13 protein-coding genes are annotated in these 13,514 nt (G+C 73.6%); 9 read left to right on the forward strand and 4 right to left on the reverse strand.

What is annotated here, in order from left to right; all coding sequences use genetic code 11:
• Positions 1-686: 686 nt before the first annotated feature.
• From ACFVUY_RS05115 to paaE, 6 genes are all read left to right on the forward strand, one after another.
• Entirely contained in the window at positions 687-2,384 is a 1,698-nt protein-coding gene (locus ACFVUY_RS05115; RefSeq protein ID WP_387727447.1) for a M20 family metallopeptidase, read from the forward strand.
• 272 nt (positions 2,385-2,656) lie between these two features.
• Positions 2,657-3,805 (forward strand): 1,2-phenylacetyl-CoA epoxidase subunit PaaA, encoded by a 1,149-nt coding sequence (gene paaA, locus ACFVUY_RS05120; RefSeq protein ID WP_387727449.1) that lies wholly within the window; start codon positions 2,657-2,659, stop codon positions 3,803-3,805.
• Positions 3,802-4,119, forward strand: a complete 318-nt coding sequence (gene paaB, locus ACFVUY_RS05125; RefSeq protein WP_359900510.1) for a 1,2-phenylacetyl-CoA epoxidase subunit PaaB — start codon at positions 3,802-3,804, stop codon at positions 4,117-4,119. Before paaA ends, paaB begins: the two co-directional genes overlap by 4 nt.
• A gap of 13 nt (positions 4,120-4,132) precedes the next feature.
• The gene (gene paaC, locus ACFVUY_RS05130; protein ID WP_387727451.1) at positions 4,133-5,071 is read left to right on the forward strand and encodes a 1,2-phenylacetyl-CoA epoxidase subunit PaaC; all 939 of its coding nucleotides are present in this window, start codon (positions 4,133-4,135) and stop codon (positions 5,069-5,071) included.
• A 29-nt stretch (positions 5,072-5,100) separates the two neighbouring features.
• The gene (paaD, locus tag ACFVUY_RS05135; protein ID WP_387727795.1) at positions 5,101-5,676 is read left to right on the forward strand and encodes a 1,2-phenylacetyl-CoA epoxidase subunit PaaD; all 576 of its coding nucleotides are present in this window, start codon (positions 5,101-5,103) and stop codon (positions 5,674-5,676) included.
• On the forward strand, positions 5,677-6,915 hold the full coding sequence (gene paaE, locus ACFVUY_RS05140) for a 1,2-phenylacetyl-CoA epoxidase subunit PaaE (protein ID WP_387727453.1): 1,239 nt from the start codon (positions 5,677-5,679) through the stop codon (positions 6,913-6,915). It begins immediately after the preceding gene.
• Positions 6,916-6,921: 6 nt separating this feature from the next.
• Here the strand turns inward: paaE and ACFVUY_RS05145 are convergent, their stop codons facing one another.
• Positions 6,922-8,115, reverse strand: a complete 1,194-nt coding sequence (locus ACFVUY_RS05145; RefSeq protein WP_387727455.1) for an NAD(P)-binding domain-containing protein — start codon at positions 8,113-8,115, stop codon at positions 6,922-6,924.
• A gap of 180 nt (positions 8,116-8,295) precedes the next feature.
• Positions 8,296-8,667: a YbjQ family protein gene (locus tag ACFVUY_RS05150; RefSeq protein ID WP_359900518.1), complete on the reverse strand. Its 372-nt coding sequence runs from the start codon at positions 8,665-8,667 to the stop codon at positions 8,296-8,298.
• A gap of 124 nt (positions 8,668-8,791) precedes the next feature.
• Between ACFVUY_RS05150 and ACFVUY_RS05155 the strand changes: the two genes are divergently transcribed.
• From ACFVUY_RS05155 to ACFVUY_RS05165, 3 genes are all read left to right on the forward strand, one after another.
• On the forward strand, positions 8,792-9,721 hold the full coding sequence (locus ACFVUY_RS05155) for a hypothetical protein (protein ID WP_387684889.1): 930 nt from the start codon (positions 8,792-8,794) through the stop codon (positions 9,719-9,721).
• Between the two features lie 160 nt (positions 9,722-9,881).
• On the forward strand, positions 9,882-10,463 hold the full coding sequence (locus tag ACFVUY_RS05160) for a hypothetical protein (protein ID WP_387727457.1): 582 nt from the start codon (positions 9,882-9,884) through the stop codon (positions 10,461-10,463).
• Positions 10,464-10,606: 143 nt separating this feature from the next.
• Positions 10,607-11,398, forward strand: coding sequence for a peptidyl-tRNA hydrolase (locus tag ACFVUY_RS05165; protein ID WP_387727459.1), 792 nt, complete (start codon positions 10,607-10,609; stop codon positions 11,396-11,398).
• Positions 11,399-11,668: 270 nt separating this feature from the next.
• Here ACFVUY_RS05165 and ACFVUY_RS05170 read toward each other — a convergent pair whose 3' ends face one another.
• Positions 11,669-12,319 carry a response regulator gene (locus ACFVUY_RS05170; RefSeq protein WP_387727461.1) on the reverse strand — a complete coding sequence of 217 codons (651 nt, stop codon included), beginning with the start codon at positions 12,317-12,319 and terminating at the stop codon, positions 11,669-11,671.
• Between the two features lie 4 nt (positions 12,320-12,323).
• Complete coding sequence (locus tag ACFVUY_RS05175) at positions 12,324-13,511, reverse strand: sensor histidine kinase (RefSeq protein WP_387727463.1); 1,188 nt, start codon at positions 13,509-13,511, stop codon at positions 12,324-12,326.
• Positions 13,512-13,514 lie beyond the last annotated feature (3 nt).

A 13,514-nucleotide genomic window follows, 5' to 3' on the forward strand; every position in this document is an offset into this window, starting at 1 on the left:
TCCGGGTGGGCAACCGAGGCACGTCGAGGCTCGGAGGGGCACACCGGGGCACGGCACCGGCCGGTGTTCACGCGGGTGTTCCCCGGACGTTCCCCCGGAGTCGGGGTGGGCGGTGCAGCGGGCTTCCCTGAGCCGCCGCGTGCTCCCGGTTCGTATCGCATGCTGAGCCGCTGTCACCCATCCGGCGTGGAATTGCCGTGCCTTGGCCGTTTGCGCTGCCGAACTCGGGCGGCGGGTCCATGGTGGAGATGGGCGCGATCCGGCGACCGCGTCCGCGCGCCGATCCAGGCCCGCGCGCCGAGCGCCCGCGCCGATCGTGGACGGGCGGCCTCCGAAGCGGGGCCCGGTACCGGCACGCTGGGAGCAGGGCCACCTCGCAGGAAACCGAACGGTTCTTCTAGGCTCACATCTCGGCTTCCCTGCGGCGGTCCGGCCATTGCGCCCGCTGCCAGGAGGCCACCGTCCACGGGGGCTCCGGGCGGACCGGGGCCCCCGGATCGAGCGAGGAGGACGCACATGCCAAGCACGCCGCCCAACCGTTCCACCGTACTTGGGCCAGACGGGCCGATCCGGTGGGCCGCCCATCACCCCGGCCGACCGGTGAGGTCCGGCCGGGCCTGGTACCCGGGTGGGAGCGGTCGGCCGGTACGGCCGCTGTATACCGGCGGTGGTCGCGGAGGCGAGCGTTGAGTCCCCAGATCGTCGGGGCGCCCGCCGTGCCGGGCGCCGCCGTGGAAACCGACCCGACGCCGGTCACCGTCCCGGCCGCCACCGACGGTGAGGCCCTCGCCGCAGCCGCCGCGACCGCGACCACCACCACTGCCGCCACCACCGTCGGTGCCACCGGTACCGTCATCGCTGCGGGCGCCACCACCGGCACCGCAACTGCCGCTGGGGCTCAGGCCACTGCAGCTCAGGCCACTGCGGTTCCGGCCGCCTCGGCTCAGGCCGCCGCGGTAGCGACCGGCGCGGCGAAGACCGCCGTGACCGCGGCAGCCGTCGCCAAGACCGCAGCGGCCAAGACCGCGGTAGCCAAGGCCGCGGTAGCCAAGGCCGCGGTGGCCAAGTCCGCCCTCACGAAGTCGTCCCTCGCCAAGGCCGTCGTCGCGAAGAACGCGGTGGCGACGACCGCGGTGTCGAGGAGCACGGCCGGAAATCCCACGGCGGGCCCGGCCGCCACCGCCACCCCCGGGGCTTCCACCGCCACCACGGCGCTTCCCGGTGTGCCGCAGGCGCTCAGCGCCCGGGCCCGTACCCTCGCCGGAGCAGTCCGGCGGCGCTGCGCCGATCTGGCGCGGATCGAGTCCCCCAGCGGGGACGCGCCCAGACTCGACGCCCTCGCCGAGGAGTTGGCGGCCGGCTTCCGCGCCACCGGTGCCACCGCCCGGCGTGAGCCCGGACCGGCCGGGGACCACCTCGTGCTGGAGTGGGAGGGCCGGGACGAGTCCCTGCCGCACCTGCTGATCGTCGGGCACCACGACACCGTCTGGCCGGTCGGCACCCTCGCGGACTGGCCGGTGACCGAGCAGGACGGCCGGCTCACCGGCCCCGGCGTGGTCGACATGAAGGGCGGACTCGCCGTCCTGGAGAGCGCGTTGTCGCTGCTCGCGGACCTGGGCGAGCGCCCGCACCGGACCGTCCGCCTGGTCGTGGTCTCCGACGAGGAGGTGGGCAGCCCGGACGGGCGGCGCCTGGTCGAGCGCCAGTTGCGCGGCGCCGCGGCGGTCCTGGGGCTCGAACCACCGCACCCCGACGGTCGGTTGAAGACCGCGCGGCGCGGCAGCACCCGGGTACGGCTCACCGTGACCGGCCGCGAGGCGCATGCGGGCAACGACGCCCACGACGGGGTGTCCGCGGTCGACGAGCTGGTGGACCAGCTCGTGGTGGTGCGGGACCTGGCCGGCCAGCCCGGCACCGAGCTGAACGCCGGTCGGATCAGTGGTGGTTCGCGTGCCAACGTGGTCGCCGGCCGGGCCGAGGCCGAGTTGGGGCTGCGCTTCGCCACCGTCGAGGCGCAGCGCCGCACGCTCGACGACCTCGCCCGGCTCGCCCCGTTGCGTCCGGGTGCCCGGGTTCGTACGGAGGTGCTGTCCAGCCGTCCGGCCTGGCCCGAGCGGACCGGCAACCCGCTGCTGCGGCACGTGCGTTCGCTGGCCGCGATGCTCGGTCAGCAGCTGGACGGCGGTCCGGCGGGCGGGGCGGGGGACACCAACCTGCCGGGCTCGCGCGGGCTTCCGACTCTGGACGGCTTCGGGGCGGTCGGTGCCGGGGCCCATGCCCGGCATGAATACATCCGGCTCGACCAGATCGCCCCCCGGATCGCCCTGCTGGCGGCGCTGCTCGCCGTTCCGCTGCCGCGACTGCGCGACCGCGCGGAGGGGTGAGGCGTTGCGGTGAGCCGCTGACGGTGGGCAGCTGACAGCCGGAAGCAGGCAGCCGGAAGCAGGCAGCAGGCAGCCGATAGCCGACACCGGTGGAGCTGGGCAGTAGACGGACGCCGGCGAACAGAAGGCAGCGGACAGACAGCCGCGGACGGACAACGGCCGACAGGCGCCGGCGAACAGATGACAGCCGACAGATAACAGCTGACAGATTTCAGAATCTGTCAGCTGTTATCTGTTTCGCACCTTGCCATCCCTCCGCCCCGCTGCGCAGAATGGTACCGACCGAACGGTCAGTCGGTTGGTTGATCGGGCGTTCCGGCAACCGACCGGGCAGGACGGGCAGGACACGAGAGGGGACTGTGGTGACAGCAGAGGTGGCCGAGGCGGTCCCCGCGCAGACGCCGGAGGACCGGTTCGAGGCGGTCGTCGCCGCCGAGCAGCGGATCGAGCCCAGGGACTGGATGCCCGACGCCTACCGGGCCACCCTGATCCGCCAGATCGCCCAGCACGCACACTCCGAGATCATCGGCATGCAGCCCGAGGGCAACTGGCTGACCCGGGCGCCGTCCCTGCGCCGCAAGGCCATCCTGCTCGCCAAGGCCCAGGACGAGGCCGGTCACGGCCTCTACCTCTACGCCGCCGCCGAGACCCTCGGCGTCGACCGCGCAGAGCTCACCGAGAAGCTGATCTCCGGCCGCCAGAAGTACTCCTCGATCTTCAACTACCCGACCCTCACCTTCGCCGACGTCGGGGTGATCGGCTGGCTGGTGGACGGCGCCGCGATCTGCAACCAGGTCCCGCTCTGCCGGTGCAGCTACGGCCCGTACGCCCGCGCGATGGTGCGGATCTGCAAGGAGGAGTCCTTCCACCAGCGCCAGGGCTACGAGCTCCTGATGACGCTGATGCGCGGCACCGAGGCCCAGCGCCGGATGGTCCAGGACGCGGTGGACCGCTGGTGGTGGCCGTCGCTGATGATGTTCGGCCCCTCGGACTCCGACTCGCCGAACAGCGCCCGCTCGATGGCCTGGCGGATCAAACGGCACAGCAACGACGAGCTGCGCGGGCGGTTCGTCGACATGACCGTCCCGCAGGCCGAGCACCTGGGGGTCACGCTCCCTGACCCGGAGCTGCGCTGGAACGAGGAGCGCGGTGGCTGGGACTTCGGTGAGCCGGACTGGTCCGAGCTGACCAGGGTCATCCACGGCCAGGGCCCCTGCAACGCCCAGCGGATCGAACGCCGCCGTGCCGCCCACGAGGACGGCGCCTGGGTGCGCGAGGCCGCCGTCGCCTACGCGGCCAAACGCGCCGCCGAGGCTGCCCGAGCCGCCGAGGCTGCCGAAACCGCCGGAGCCGCCCAAGCCCCCGGAGCCGCCCAAGCCCCCGGACTCACCGAAGCCACCGAACAGGAGAACGGAAAGTGACCGAGCCCCAGGTTGGCTCCCCGGCCGGGTCCAAGGCCGGCTGGCCGCTGTACGAGGTGTTCGTGCGCCCCCGGCGGGGGCTGAACCACGTCCACGTCGGTTCGCTGCACGCCGCCGACGACCGGATGGCGCTGCTCGCCGCCCGCGACCTGTACACCCGGCGCAACGAGGGCGTGAGTCTCTGGGTGGTCCGCTCGGACGCGATCACCGCCTCCACCCCGGACGAGCGCGACCCGTTCTTCGATCCCAGCGGCGACAAGGTCTACCGCCACCCGACCTTCTACGACATCCCCGAGGATGTCCCGCACATCTGACGGGGGAGCCACCGTGCACGACCACACCACCTCCACCACCGGAACCAGTACCGGCGCCGGCCCGGGCGGCGGCCAGGACGACCACGTCTACCTCAGCCTCGCCGACGCCGCCCCCGGACCCGAGGGCGAGGGCCGCTGGGCGTACGGGACGGGCTTCGCCGACCCGCTGCTCGGCGTGGACACCACGCTGCCCGCCGGTCTGGACGGCGCCGACCTCGCCGCCTACTGCCAGATGCTGGGCGACGACGCCCTGGTCCTCGCGCAGCGGCTGATCGAGTGGTGCACCCGGGCGCCCGAGCTGGAGGAGGAGGTCGCGCTCGCCAACCTGGGCCTCGACCTGCTCGGCCAGGCCCGCCTGCTGCTCACCCGGGCCGGGCAGGCGGACGGCACCGGCCGCACCGAGGACGACCTGGCGTACTGGCGCGAGGAGCACGAGTTCCGCAACGTCCGCCTGGTGGAGACGTCGAACGGCGACTTCGCGTACTCGATCGCCCGGCTATTGCTGTTCGCCACCGCGCGCGGCGCCCTGTACGAGGCGTTGGGCGCGCACCCCGATCCGGTGCTGGCCGCGGTCGCCACCCGGGGTGTCAAGGAGCTCGCCTACCACCGGGAGTACGCGACCGCCTGGACGCTTCGTCTCGGCGACGGCACGCCGTACTCGGCCGAGCGGATGCAGGCCGGGCTGGACGCGGTCTGGCCGCTGCTGGAGGAGCTGTTCACGGCGCACCCGGTGGAGCTGCGGGCGGGCGTCGACCCGGCGACCCTGCGCGAACCGGTGCTGCGCTCGCTCACCGCCGTCCTCGCCGAGGCCGGGCTGACCCTGCCGGACGCGCCGCCGCTGGCCACCGTCCTCGGCCGGGCCGGCCGGGACGGCGTGCACACCGAGGCGCTCGGCCCGCTCCTCGCCGAGCTCCAGGTGCTGGCCCGAGCCCACCCGGGGGCGACGTGGTGACCAACGGCATCGTGACGGGCATGGCGGGCATGGCGGGCACGACGGGCGCGGCGGAACCGACGACCCGCGACGTGGCCTGGGCCGTCGCCGCGGCCGTCCCGGACCCGGAGCTGCCCATGCTCACCCTGGCCGACCTGGGAGTCCTGGCCGGGGTCGAGGTGGACGGCGGCAGCGGTACCGTCACCGCCTGGCTGACCCCGACCTACTCGGGCTGCCCCGCCGTCGCCGAGATGGCCGCCGATGTGGACCGCCGGCTGCGCGCGGCCGGCTACCCGGACGTCCGGGTGCGGCTGCGGCTGGATCCGCCGTGGTCCACCGACCTGATCACTGCCGAGGGCCGCCGCAAGCTCGCCGAGGCGGGCATCGCCCCACCGCGCCCGACCGCCGCCGTCGCGGCCGCGGCCGGACCGGTGGCGCTCACTCTTGGCCCGACCCGCTCCGGAGCCCCGACCGCGGCCGGGCCGGGCACCGTTCCCCCCGTGCCGTGCCCGCAGTGCGGCGGGACCGACACGGAGGAGCTGTCCCGCTTCGGTTCCACCGCCTGCAAGGCGCTCTGGCGCTGCCGGGCCTGCCGCGAGCCGTTCGAACGCGTCAAGGAGATCTGAATGCCCGCCGCTTCCGCCGCCGCCGGCTCCGCCGTTCCCGCCGCCGCTGTTCCCGCCGCCGCTGTTCCCGCGTCCGTCGACACCGGGTCCGTCGACACCGGGTCCGTGGTCTCCGCGTCCGCCGACACCGGGTCCGCGACCGGCATCCGCCCCGCCCGCCGTCCGACCTTCCACCGGTTGCGGATCGACCGGGTCGAGCGGCTCTGCGAGGACGCCGTCGCGGTGACCTTCGCGGTGCCGGACGGGCTGGCGGAGGAGTACGCCTTCCGCCCCGGGCAGACCCTGACCCTGCGCAAGCTGGTGGACGGCGCCGACGAGCGCCGCTCGTACTCGATCTGCGCCCCGGTCGGAGGGCCGCTGCGGATCGCCGTCCGGGAGGTGCCCGGCGGGTTGTTCTCGCGCTGGCTGGTGCGCGAGGCGAAGCCCGGCGAGGAGGTGGAGGTGCTGACGCCGTCCGGCCTGTTCACCCCCGAGCTGGGGGTCCCGGCCGACCACGTGCTGCTCGCGGCGGGCTCCGGCATCACCCCGATGCTGTCGATCGCCGCCTCCGTGCTGGCCGCCGACCTCAGCTCCACCGTCACCCTGCTCTACGGCAACCGGCGCAGCGACACCGTGATGTTCGCGGACGAGCTGGCCGACCTCAAGGACCGTTACCTCGGCCGCTTCCAGCTGGTCCACGTGCTCTCCCGGGAGACCAGGGACGCCGAGCTGCTCAGCGGCCGGCTGGACCCGGAGCGGGTACGCGCGCTGCTTGCGGCGCTGGTGGACGTCGGGAGCGTCGGGCACTGGTGGCTGTGCGGCCCGTTCGGCATGGTCACCGGGGCCAAGGACCTGCTCGCCGAACTGGACGTGCCGGGCGAGCGGGTGCACCAGGAGCTGTTCCACGCCGAGGACGAGCCGCTCCCGGAGCGCGACGAGGACTGGGACCGGACGGACGCCTCGGCCGACGGCGGGTCGGGCCCGCAGAGCGAGGTGACCGTCGTGCTCGACGGCCGCGGCAGCACGCTCTGCCTGCCGCGCGACCGCTCGGTCCTGGACGGCGCCCAGCGCTCCCGGCCCGACTTGCCGTTCGCCTGCAAGGGCGGAGTCTGCGGCACCTGCCGCGCCCTGGTCACCGAGGGCGAGGTGGAGATGCGCCGCAACTTCGCCCTGGAGGAGAAGGAGCTGGCCGCCGGGTACGTCCTGACCTGCCAGGCCCGCCCGCTCACCGACCGGGTGACCGTCGACTACGACCGCTGAGCGAGCTCAGACGGCGGCGGGTTCCGCGACCTGGTCCGCGAGCGCCGGGCTTCCGGCCGTCGGTGCCGCGAGCGCTGGCCTCCCGCCGGTCGGTGCCGCGAGCGCCGGGTCCCCGAGGAGCCCGACCAGGTCGTTGACGGCCGCGCGGCCGGCCCGGTTGGCGCCGACAGTGCTGGCGGACGGACCGTAGCCGACCAGGTGGACGCGCGGGTCGGCGGTGGCGCGGGTGCCGGTGAGGGTGATCCCGCCGCCGGGGGAGCGCAGCCCGAGCGGGGCGAGGTGCCCGACCTCGGGCCGGAAGCCGGTGGCCCAGACGATCGCGTCCACCGGCAGCTCCTCGTCGCCCCAGGCGACCCCGTGCTCGGTCAGGCGGTCGAACATCGGGCGGCGGCGCAGCGCGCCCAGCTCCTGGGCGCGCCGGAGGGCGACGGACGGGCCGAGCCCGGTCACGCTGACCACGCTGCGCACCGGCAGGCCCTGCCGGACCCGCTCCTCGACCTTGGCGACCACCGCGCGCCCGTACTCGGGAGTGAACGGTCCGTCGTGGTAGAGGGGTTCGGAGCGGGTGACCCACACCGTCTCGCCGACGGCGGCGACCTCCGACAGCACCTGGACCGCCGAGGCGCCGCCACCGACCACCAGCACGCGCCGGCCGGCGAACTCCTCGGGACCGCGGTACTCGGCGTAGTGCAGCTGGCGGCCCGCGAAGTGACCGGGGTAGTGCGGGAGGAAGGGCCGGGTCCAGGTGCCGGTGGCGTTGATCAGTGCGCGCGTGGACCAGACACCGTGGTCGGTCTCGACCAGCAGCCGGGCGTCCGGTCGTTCGGACTCGGCGCGTACGGCACGCACCGCGACCGGGCGTACGACCGGGAGCGCGTGTCGGACCTCGTACGCTGCGAAGTACTCCGGCACCACCTCGCGCGCGCGGGCTCCGGGGTCCGGCGGCGGGAGTTCGGCGTCGGGGAGGTCGTGGACGCCGTGCACGGTGGCCATCCGCAGGGACGGCGAGCGGTGCGCCCAGGCGCCCCCGGGGACGGCGTTGGCGTCGAGGACGACGAAACCGCCGTCGACGCCCGCCCGGTACGGGGCGAAACCGCGGCGGCCCAGGTGGTAGGCGGCGGAAAGGCCTGCCTGCCCGGCACCCACCACCAGGACGTCCACGCGTTCCGGAACGCTGTTCGTTGCACCGTAAACAGTCACGCCGCTGAAACATCAGGGGGTCGACGGCTGTTCCCGTCGTCCCGCCGGGGCTCCGTCGGCGTCCGTGGAGGAGCGAACGGTGGTCGCGAACGGGAGTGCGCGGGGGGATGCGCGAAGGCGCGAAGGTGCGAGGGCGCGAAGGCGTGGATGTCGAGGAGCAGGAGCAGGAGCGGAGGAGCGTCAGGAGAGCGGGGAGATGACCGCGGCGGTGCCGTAGGCGCAGACCTCGGTGCCGACGTCGGCCGCCTCCGTGACGTCGAAGCGCATCATCAGGACGGCGTTGCCGCCGCGCGCCTTGGTCTGCTCGACCAGCCGCTGCATGGCCTCGTTGCGGCTCTCGACCAGGGTCTTCGTCAGACCGCGCAGCTCGCCGCCGATCAGCGACTTCAGACCGGCACCGATCTGGCTCCCGAGGTGGCGGCTGCGCACGGTCAGCCCGAAGACCTCGCCGATCACGTGGTCGACCCGGAAGCCGGGGATGTCGTTGGTGGTCACGACCAGGACGTCGGCGTTCGGGCCCTGCCCGCCGCCGTACTCGTTGATGTCAGCCATGGGACGCATCCTGCCAGTTCCTGCGTCCGAGTGACCGAGGCCTGGCCGGGCGGTGGCCGAGAACGCTTCCGGAAGCTGGTCCGGACCGGTGATCGGGGGGCCGAAAGGCCGTACCGTTAGCCCCATGGGCGAGCGAAGCGATCATCCACAGGGGCCGGGCGCGGCGGAGGACTCCGGCGCGCAGGAGATCGAGGCGACGGTGGTGCTGGGCCTGCGGATCACCGACTGGCCGGCCCTGCGCGCGGCCGCGATCAGGGCCGTCGAGGAGCTGGATTTCGACGGCATCGACCCGGCCGGCCAGCGTCGCGAACTGCTGCGCGAGGTCGCCGAGGATGCCAACGCGGCGCTCGGCGCGCTGCTGCATCCGGACCGGCTGGTGGCCGCCATCCCCGGGGTCGAGGCGATGGGCGGGACGCTGGAGATCAGCGTCACGGAGGACTTCACACCGGACTTCGCCGACCTGTTCCCGCTGGAGGGCGACGAGGAGGACGGCGGCGCGGGCGCGGACTGGACGCTCACCCCGCGCACCGCCTGCCTGCTCCACGCCCAGCTGATAGGCCTGGCCGACGCCGCGTACGACGACTTCGACGAGCACGGGGACGAGGCGATCGTCGACGGCGAGGACACGGACTGGACGGTCTTCGCCCGGCTCCCCGAACGCACCTGGCGGATGCACCGGAACTGGCGCCGCGCGATGGCCCGGGCCTTCGACGACCTCGCCGACGACCTCGCGCTCGGCGAATGGCCACTGCCACGCTGCCTGGCCGAGGACGTGGCGCTGCGGATGGCCCTGGTGGACGCCCGGACGCTGCTCGGCGCCCAGCCCGAGTCGGTCGCGGACATGATGGGTGACCTCCCGGCCGACCTGTACGACTACGACTGGGACGGCTGCCACGACGAACTGTTCGGGGTCTACGGGCCGGACGACGGCGATCCGGAGCTGGGGGTGGAGCAGCGCACGGAGGCGCTGCTGGCGGCCACCCACCCGGAGGGCTGGTTCCTGATGTACGAGGACGCCGAGGAGCGGGACCCGCAGCGCGGCTACCGGCGCTGACGGGGCGCTGCGCCGCAGGGCGGGCGTCGGGCACCGAGGCGTCGGGCACCAGGGCATTGGACGTCGGGGCGTTGGACGTCAGGAGCAGGGCGTCGGTCGCCGGTTCCGTGGCCGTCGCTCGGGCCGGGCGGTCCGATGGGTGGGCGGTTAGGCTGCGGGCATGTCCGATGTGCGTGGCATGCGCGGTCCGTCCCCCGACGATCCTCTCGATCTCGACGGTCCCCACGATCCGAGTGCTCCCGAAGAGGGCGAAAGGACAGACGGAGGGCCGGGCGATGAGCCGGGCGACGAGGACGAACCGGCGCTGGCCCGGATCGCGCTCGGGCTGGACGGGGCAAGGGCGGCGCAGCGCGGTCGGACGGCCGAGGCCCGGGCCGGCTTCGAGGCGCTCTGGGAGGCACTGGGAGAACGGGACGTCTTCCACCGCTGCCTCGTCGCCCACTACCTGGCCGACCTGCAGGACGACCCGCGCGCCGAGCTGGAATGGGACCGGCGGGCCCTGGCCGCCGCCGACTCGCTGAGCGCCGAGCGTGCCCGGACGTACGAGTCGGCCCTCCAGGTGCGTGCCTTCTACCCCTCGCTGCACCTCAACCTGGCCTCGGACCACCTCAAGCTCGGCGAGCCGGACTTCGCCCGTGAGCAGCTCGAACGCGCCGTGCGCAGTCTGGACGCGCTGCCGGAGGACGCGTACAGCGCGAGCATCCGGACGTCGGTGGACGAGCTGCGGCAGCGGCTGCGGTGAGCGCGGAGGTGGACGCTGCGGCGGTCGGGCCGAGTCGGGCCGGGCCGAGTCGTCCGGAGCGGGGCTGGCATCCTGGACGGGTGACTGATCCTTCCGATGCCCCGACCCCCACTGCTTCGACCTCCACTGCTCAGACTCCGGCTGTGGTTCCCCCAGCTCCGGCGCCGGCTCCGGTCTCCGAGCCCCCGGCCCCTGCGGCCGACCCCGGCGAGGCCCCGGAGCGAGAGGACCGCGAGGACCGCGAGGACCGCGACGAGCGGCCGCAGTACGTGCTGCCGCTGCTCGTCCGGATGGAGCGGGCCACTCCGCCGAGCCGGACGGACGCGCTGGAGACCTCGGCCCGGGCGGTGCTCACCCTGCTGGCCGACCCCCGGGTGACCGGGGCGGACGGCGAGTGGGCGGAGCGCGTCGCGGCCTGGGAGGACGCCCGGATCCGCAAGGTGGTGCGGCGGGCCCGGGGCGGGGAGTGGCGCCGGGCGGGCGAGCTGCCGGGCCTCACGGTGCACGGCCGGGAGGCCGAGGTGCGGGTGTTCCCGCCGGTCCCGCTGGACGGGTGGCCGAAGGAGCTCGCCAAGCTCCAGGTGTCCGGAACGGACCTTGAGGAGACGGTCGAGGTCACGGCGCCCGAGCCGGGGCTGCCGGTGCTGTGGCTCAACCCCGAGCTGGAGATGAGCGCGGGCAAGACGATGGCGCAGACCGGGCACGCCGCCCAGCTCGCGTGGTGGCGGCTGGACGAGGCGCAGCGCAAGGAGTGGGCCGAGGCCGGCTTCGCGCTCGCGGTCCGAACGGCCTCGCCGCAGGCGTGGGAGGAACTCGTCCGCAGCGGGCTGCCGGTGGTCCAGGACGCGGGCTTCACCGAGATCGCGCCCGGGCCGACTGTTGCACTCGAGGGAGGCACGCGCTACTGCCCCGTCGGGCGCCTACGACGCCCGTGAATGCACCACGCTGACCCCGAACCGCAACGTGGCAGATGAGGCGCGTACGTTCCCGGCCGCCGGCTGTCTCCGGCGGGTCTTCCCGGAGGGGGCAGGGGACGGCGCTCCCGCCCACGGGCAAGACGGGTAGGCATCGCGAAAGGCCGCGGCCTGTTCGTCGGCGAGCTGCTCGGCCATCCGATGCCGGACCCGTTCGGCGATGGCGGGTTCGTCGCGGAGGGGCCGACGGTGTCAGGAGCCGGCCGGGGCGCCGATCACCGGGCGCCTGGGCTAACGCCTGTCCAGCAGTCCGCGTTCGAGGGCCACGACCACCGCGTGCGTGCGGTCTCTGACGTCGAGCTTGGCGAAGACCCGCAGCAGATGGGTCTTCACCGTGGCCTCCGTGATGACCAGCCGCCGACCGATCTCCACGTTGGACAGGCCGTCGGCGACCGCGCTCAGCACATCCACCTCCCGGGTGGTCAGGGCCACCGGAGCTGGTTGCCGCATGCGGGCAACCAGCCGCTCCGCGACCCTCGGGGCCAGGACGGTCTCGCCGCGGGAGGCGGATCGGATGGCGTCGACGAGCTGATCACGCGTGGTGTCCTTGAGCAGGTAGCCGATCGCGCCGGCCTCGACCGCGCGCTCGATCTCCGCGTCGGTGTCGTACGTGGTCAGGATCAGTACCCGGGTTCCCGGGTGGCGGGCGACGATCTCGGCGGTGGCACTTGCCCCGTCGAGGACCGGCATCCGCAGATCGATCAGTGCCACGTCCGGCTTCAGACGCTCGACGAGTTCGACGGCCGCGCGGCCGTCGCCGCCCTCGCCGACGATGTCGATGGTGGGCTCCGAGGACAGCAGGGCGACGACCCCGGCGCGCATGACCGTGTGATCGTCGACCACGATGATGCGGAGCCCGTCCGCCTCTGTCCGAGCTGTCATGTCGTCATACCTGACTGTTCGTTGGTATCGTGGCGAGGACGCGGGTGCCGTCGCCGAGTGAACTGGTGACGGTCAGTTCGCCGCCGAGTTCGGCCAGGCGATTGCGCATGCCGTTGAGCCCGAAGCCGTGGGAGTCCTCGACCACGAAGCCCTGGCCGTCGTCGGTTATCTCCAGTTCGAGGCCATCCGGAGACGGCGTGAGGACGACCGCCACGGCGGAGGCGGCCGCGTGCTTGCGGACATTGGCCAGGGACTCCTGGGTGCAGCGCAGGAGCGCGATCCGGGTCGGCTGGTCGCACTCGACGTCCGGCAGATCTGCGGTGACGGTGAGCCCCGTGTCCTCGGCGAACCGGTCAAGGGTCCGGCGCAGGGTCTTGGAGACCGAACCGAGGAGGAGACCGCTCCGCGGGGCGGAGCCGACCAGCGCCCGTGCCTCGGCGAGGTTCTCGCGTGCGGTGTTCTCGATCGAGAGCAGTTGCCGGGCGCTCCTGGCGGGCGCGGTGTCGAGGCTGGAACGGGCCGCCTCCGCCAGCACGATGATGGATGCGAAGCCCTGCGCGAGGGTGTCATGGATCTCCCGCGCGAGCCGCTCGCGCTCCGCCGTGGCGCCCTGGAGTTTGTGCGCCTCGGCCAGTCGCGACTGGGCGCTCTCCAGCTCGGAGCCCAGACGGCGGGCGCGCTCGTCGCTCTGCTCGACGATTCGGGCCACCCCCAGTCCGAGCAACACGCTCGCCGTGTAGCCGATGAGGGTGAAGATGATGTTGCCGGTGGAGAAGTCCTCCGCATGCCAGCTCTGATGGCGGACGATGCCGACCACGGTGGCCGCGGCGGCAGCGCCGCTGAGGGCGATCGAGTGCCGCGCGCTCCTGGCGAGGAGCCAGAAGTGAGGGAGCGACACGATGAACAGTGCCGCGCCGTCGCCGCGCAGGAGGGACAGTGCGCCCAAGCCGAGGACGAGCACGCCCAGAAAGGTGTGGGAGCGCAGCACGGGATTACGGGGAAAGGCCACAACGGTCGCGTAGCAGAGGGCGATCACGGCAATCAGCGCCAACGACCCGTACCTCGTCGATCCGGTGTGGTGCAGCGCGGAGACGACCGGGGGACACAGGCCCAGGGACACCCAGGAGACCGCGTACCACCGGCGCAGGGTTCGGGTGCGGAACCGGTCGTCGGGCTGCGGCCGTTGAATCACGAT

The sequence above is a fragment of the Kitasatospora sp. NPDC058063 genome, from assembly GCF_042885395.1.
Taxonomy (GTDB): domain Bacteria; phylum Actinomycetota; class Actinomycetes; order Streptomycetales; family Streptomycetaceae; genus Kitasatospora; species Kitasatospora lactacystinica.

What these genes read in the sequence shown, in the direction of transcription:
- paaA (WP_387727449.1), top strand. Translation starts at nt 2,657, where the DNA reads ATGGTACCGACCGAACGGTCAGTCGGTTGGTTGATCGGGCGTTCCGGC.
- ACFVUY_RS05150 (WP_359900518.1), bottom strand. Translation starts at nt 8,667, where the DNA reads ATGGCTGACATCAACGAGTACGGCGGCGGGCAGGGCCCGAACGCCGAC.
- ACFVUY_RS05170 (WP_387727461.1), bottom strand. Translation starts at nt 12,319, where the DNA reads ATGACAGCTCGGACAGAGGCGGACGGGCTCCGCATCATCGTGGTCGAC.
- ACFVUY_RS05160 (WP_387727457.1), top strand. Translation starts at nt 9,882, where the DNA reads ATGTCCGATGTGCGTGGCATGCGCGGTCCGTCCCCCGACGATCCTCTC.
- ACFVUY_RS05155 (WP_387684889.1), top strand. Translation starts at nt 8,792, where the DNA reads ATGGGCGAGCGAAGCGATCATCCACAGGGGCCGGGCGCGGCGGAGGAC.
- paaD (WP_387727795.1), top strand. Translation starts at nt 5,101, where the DNA reads ATGGCGGGCACGACGGGCGCGGCGGAACCGACGACCCGCGACGTGGCC.
- paaE (WP_387727453.1), top strand. Translation starts at nt 5,677, where the DNA reads ATGCCCGCCGCTTCCGCCGCCGCCGGCTCCGCCGTTCCCGCCGCCGCT.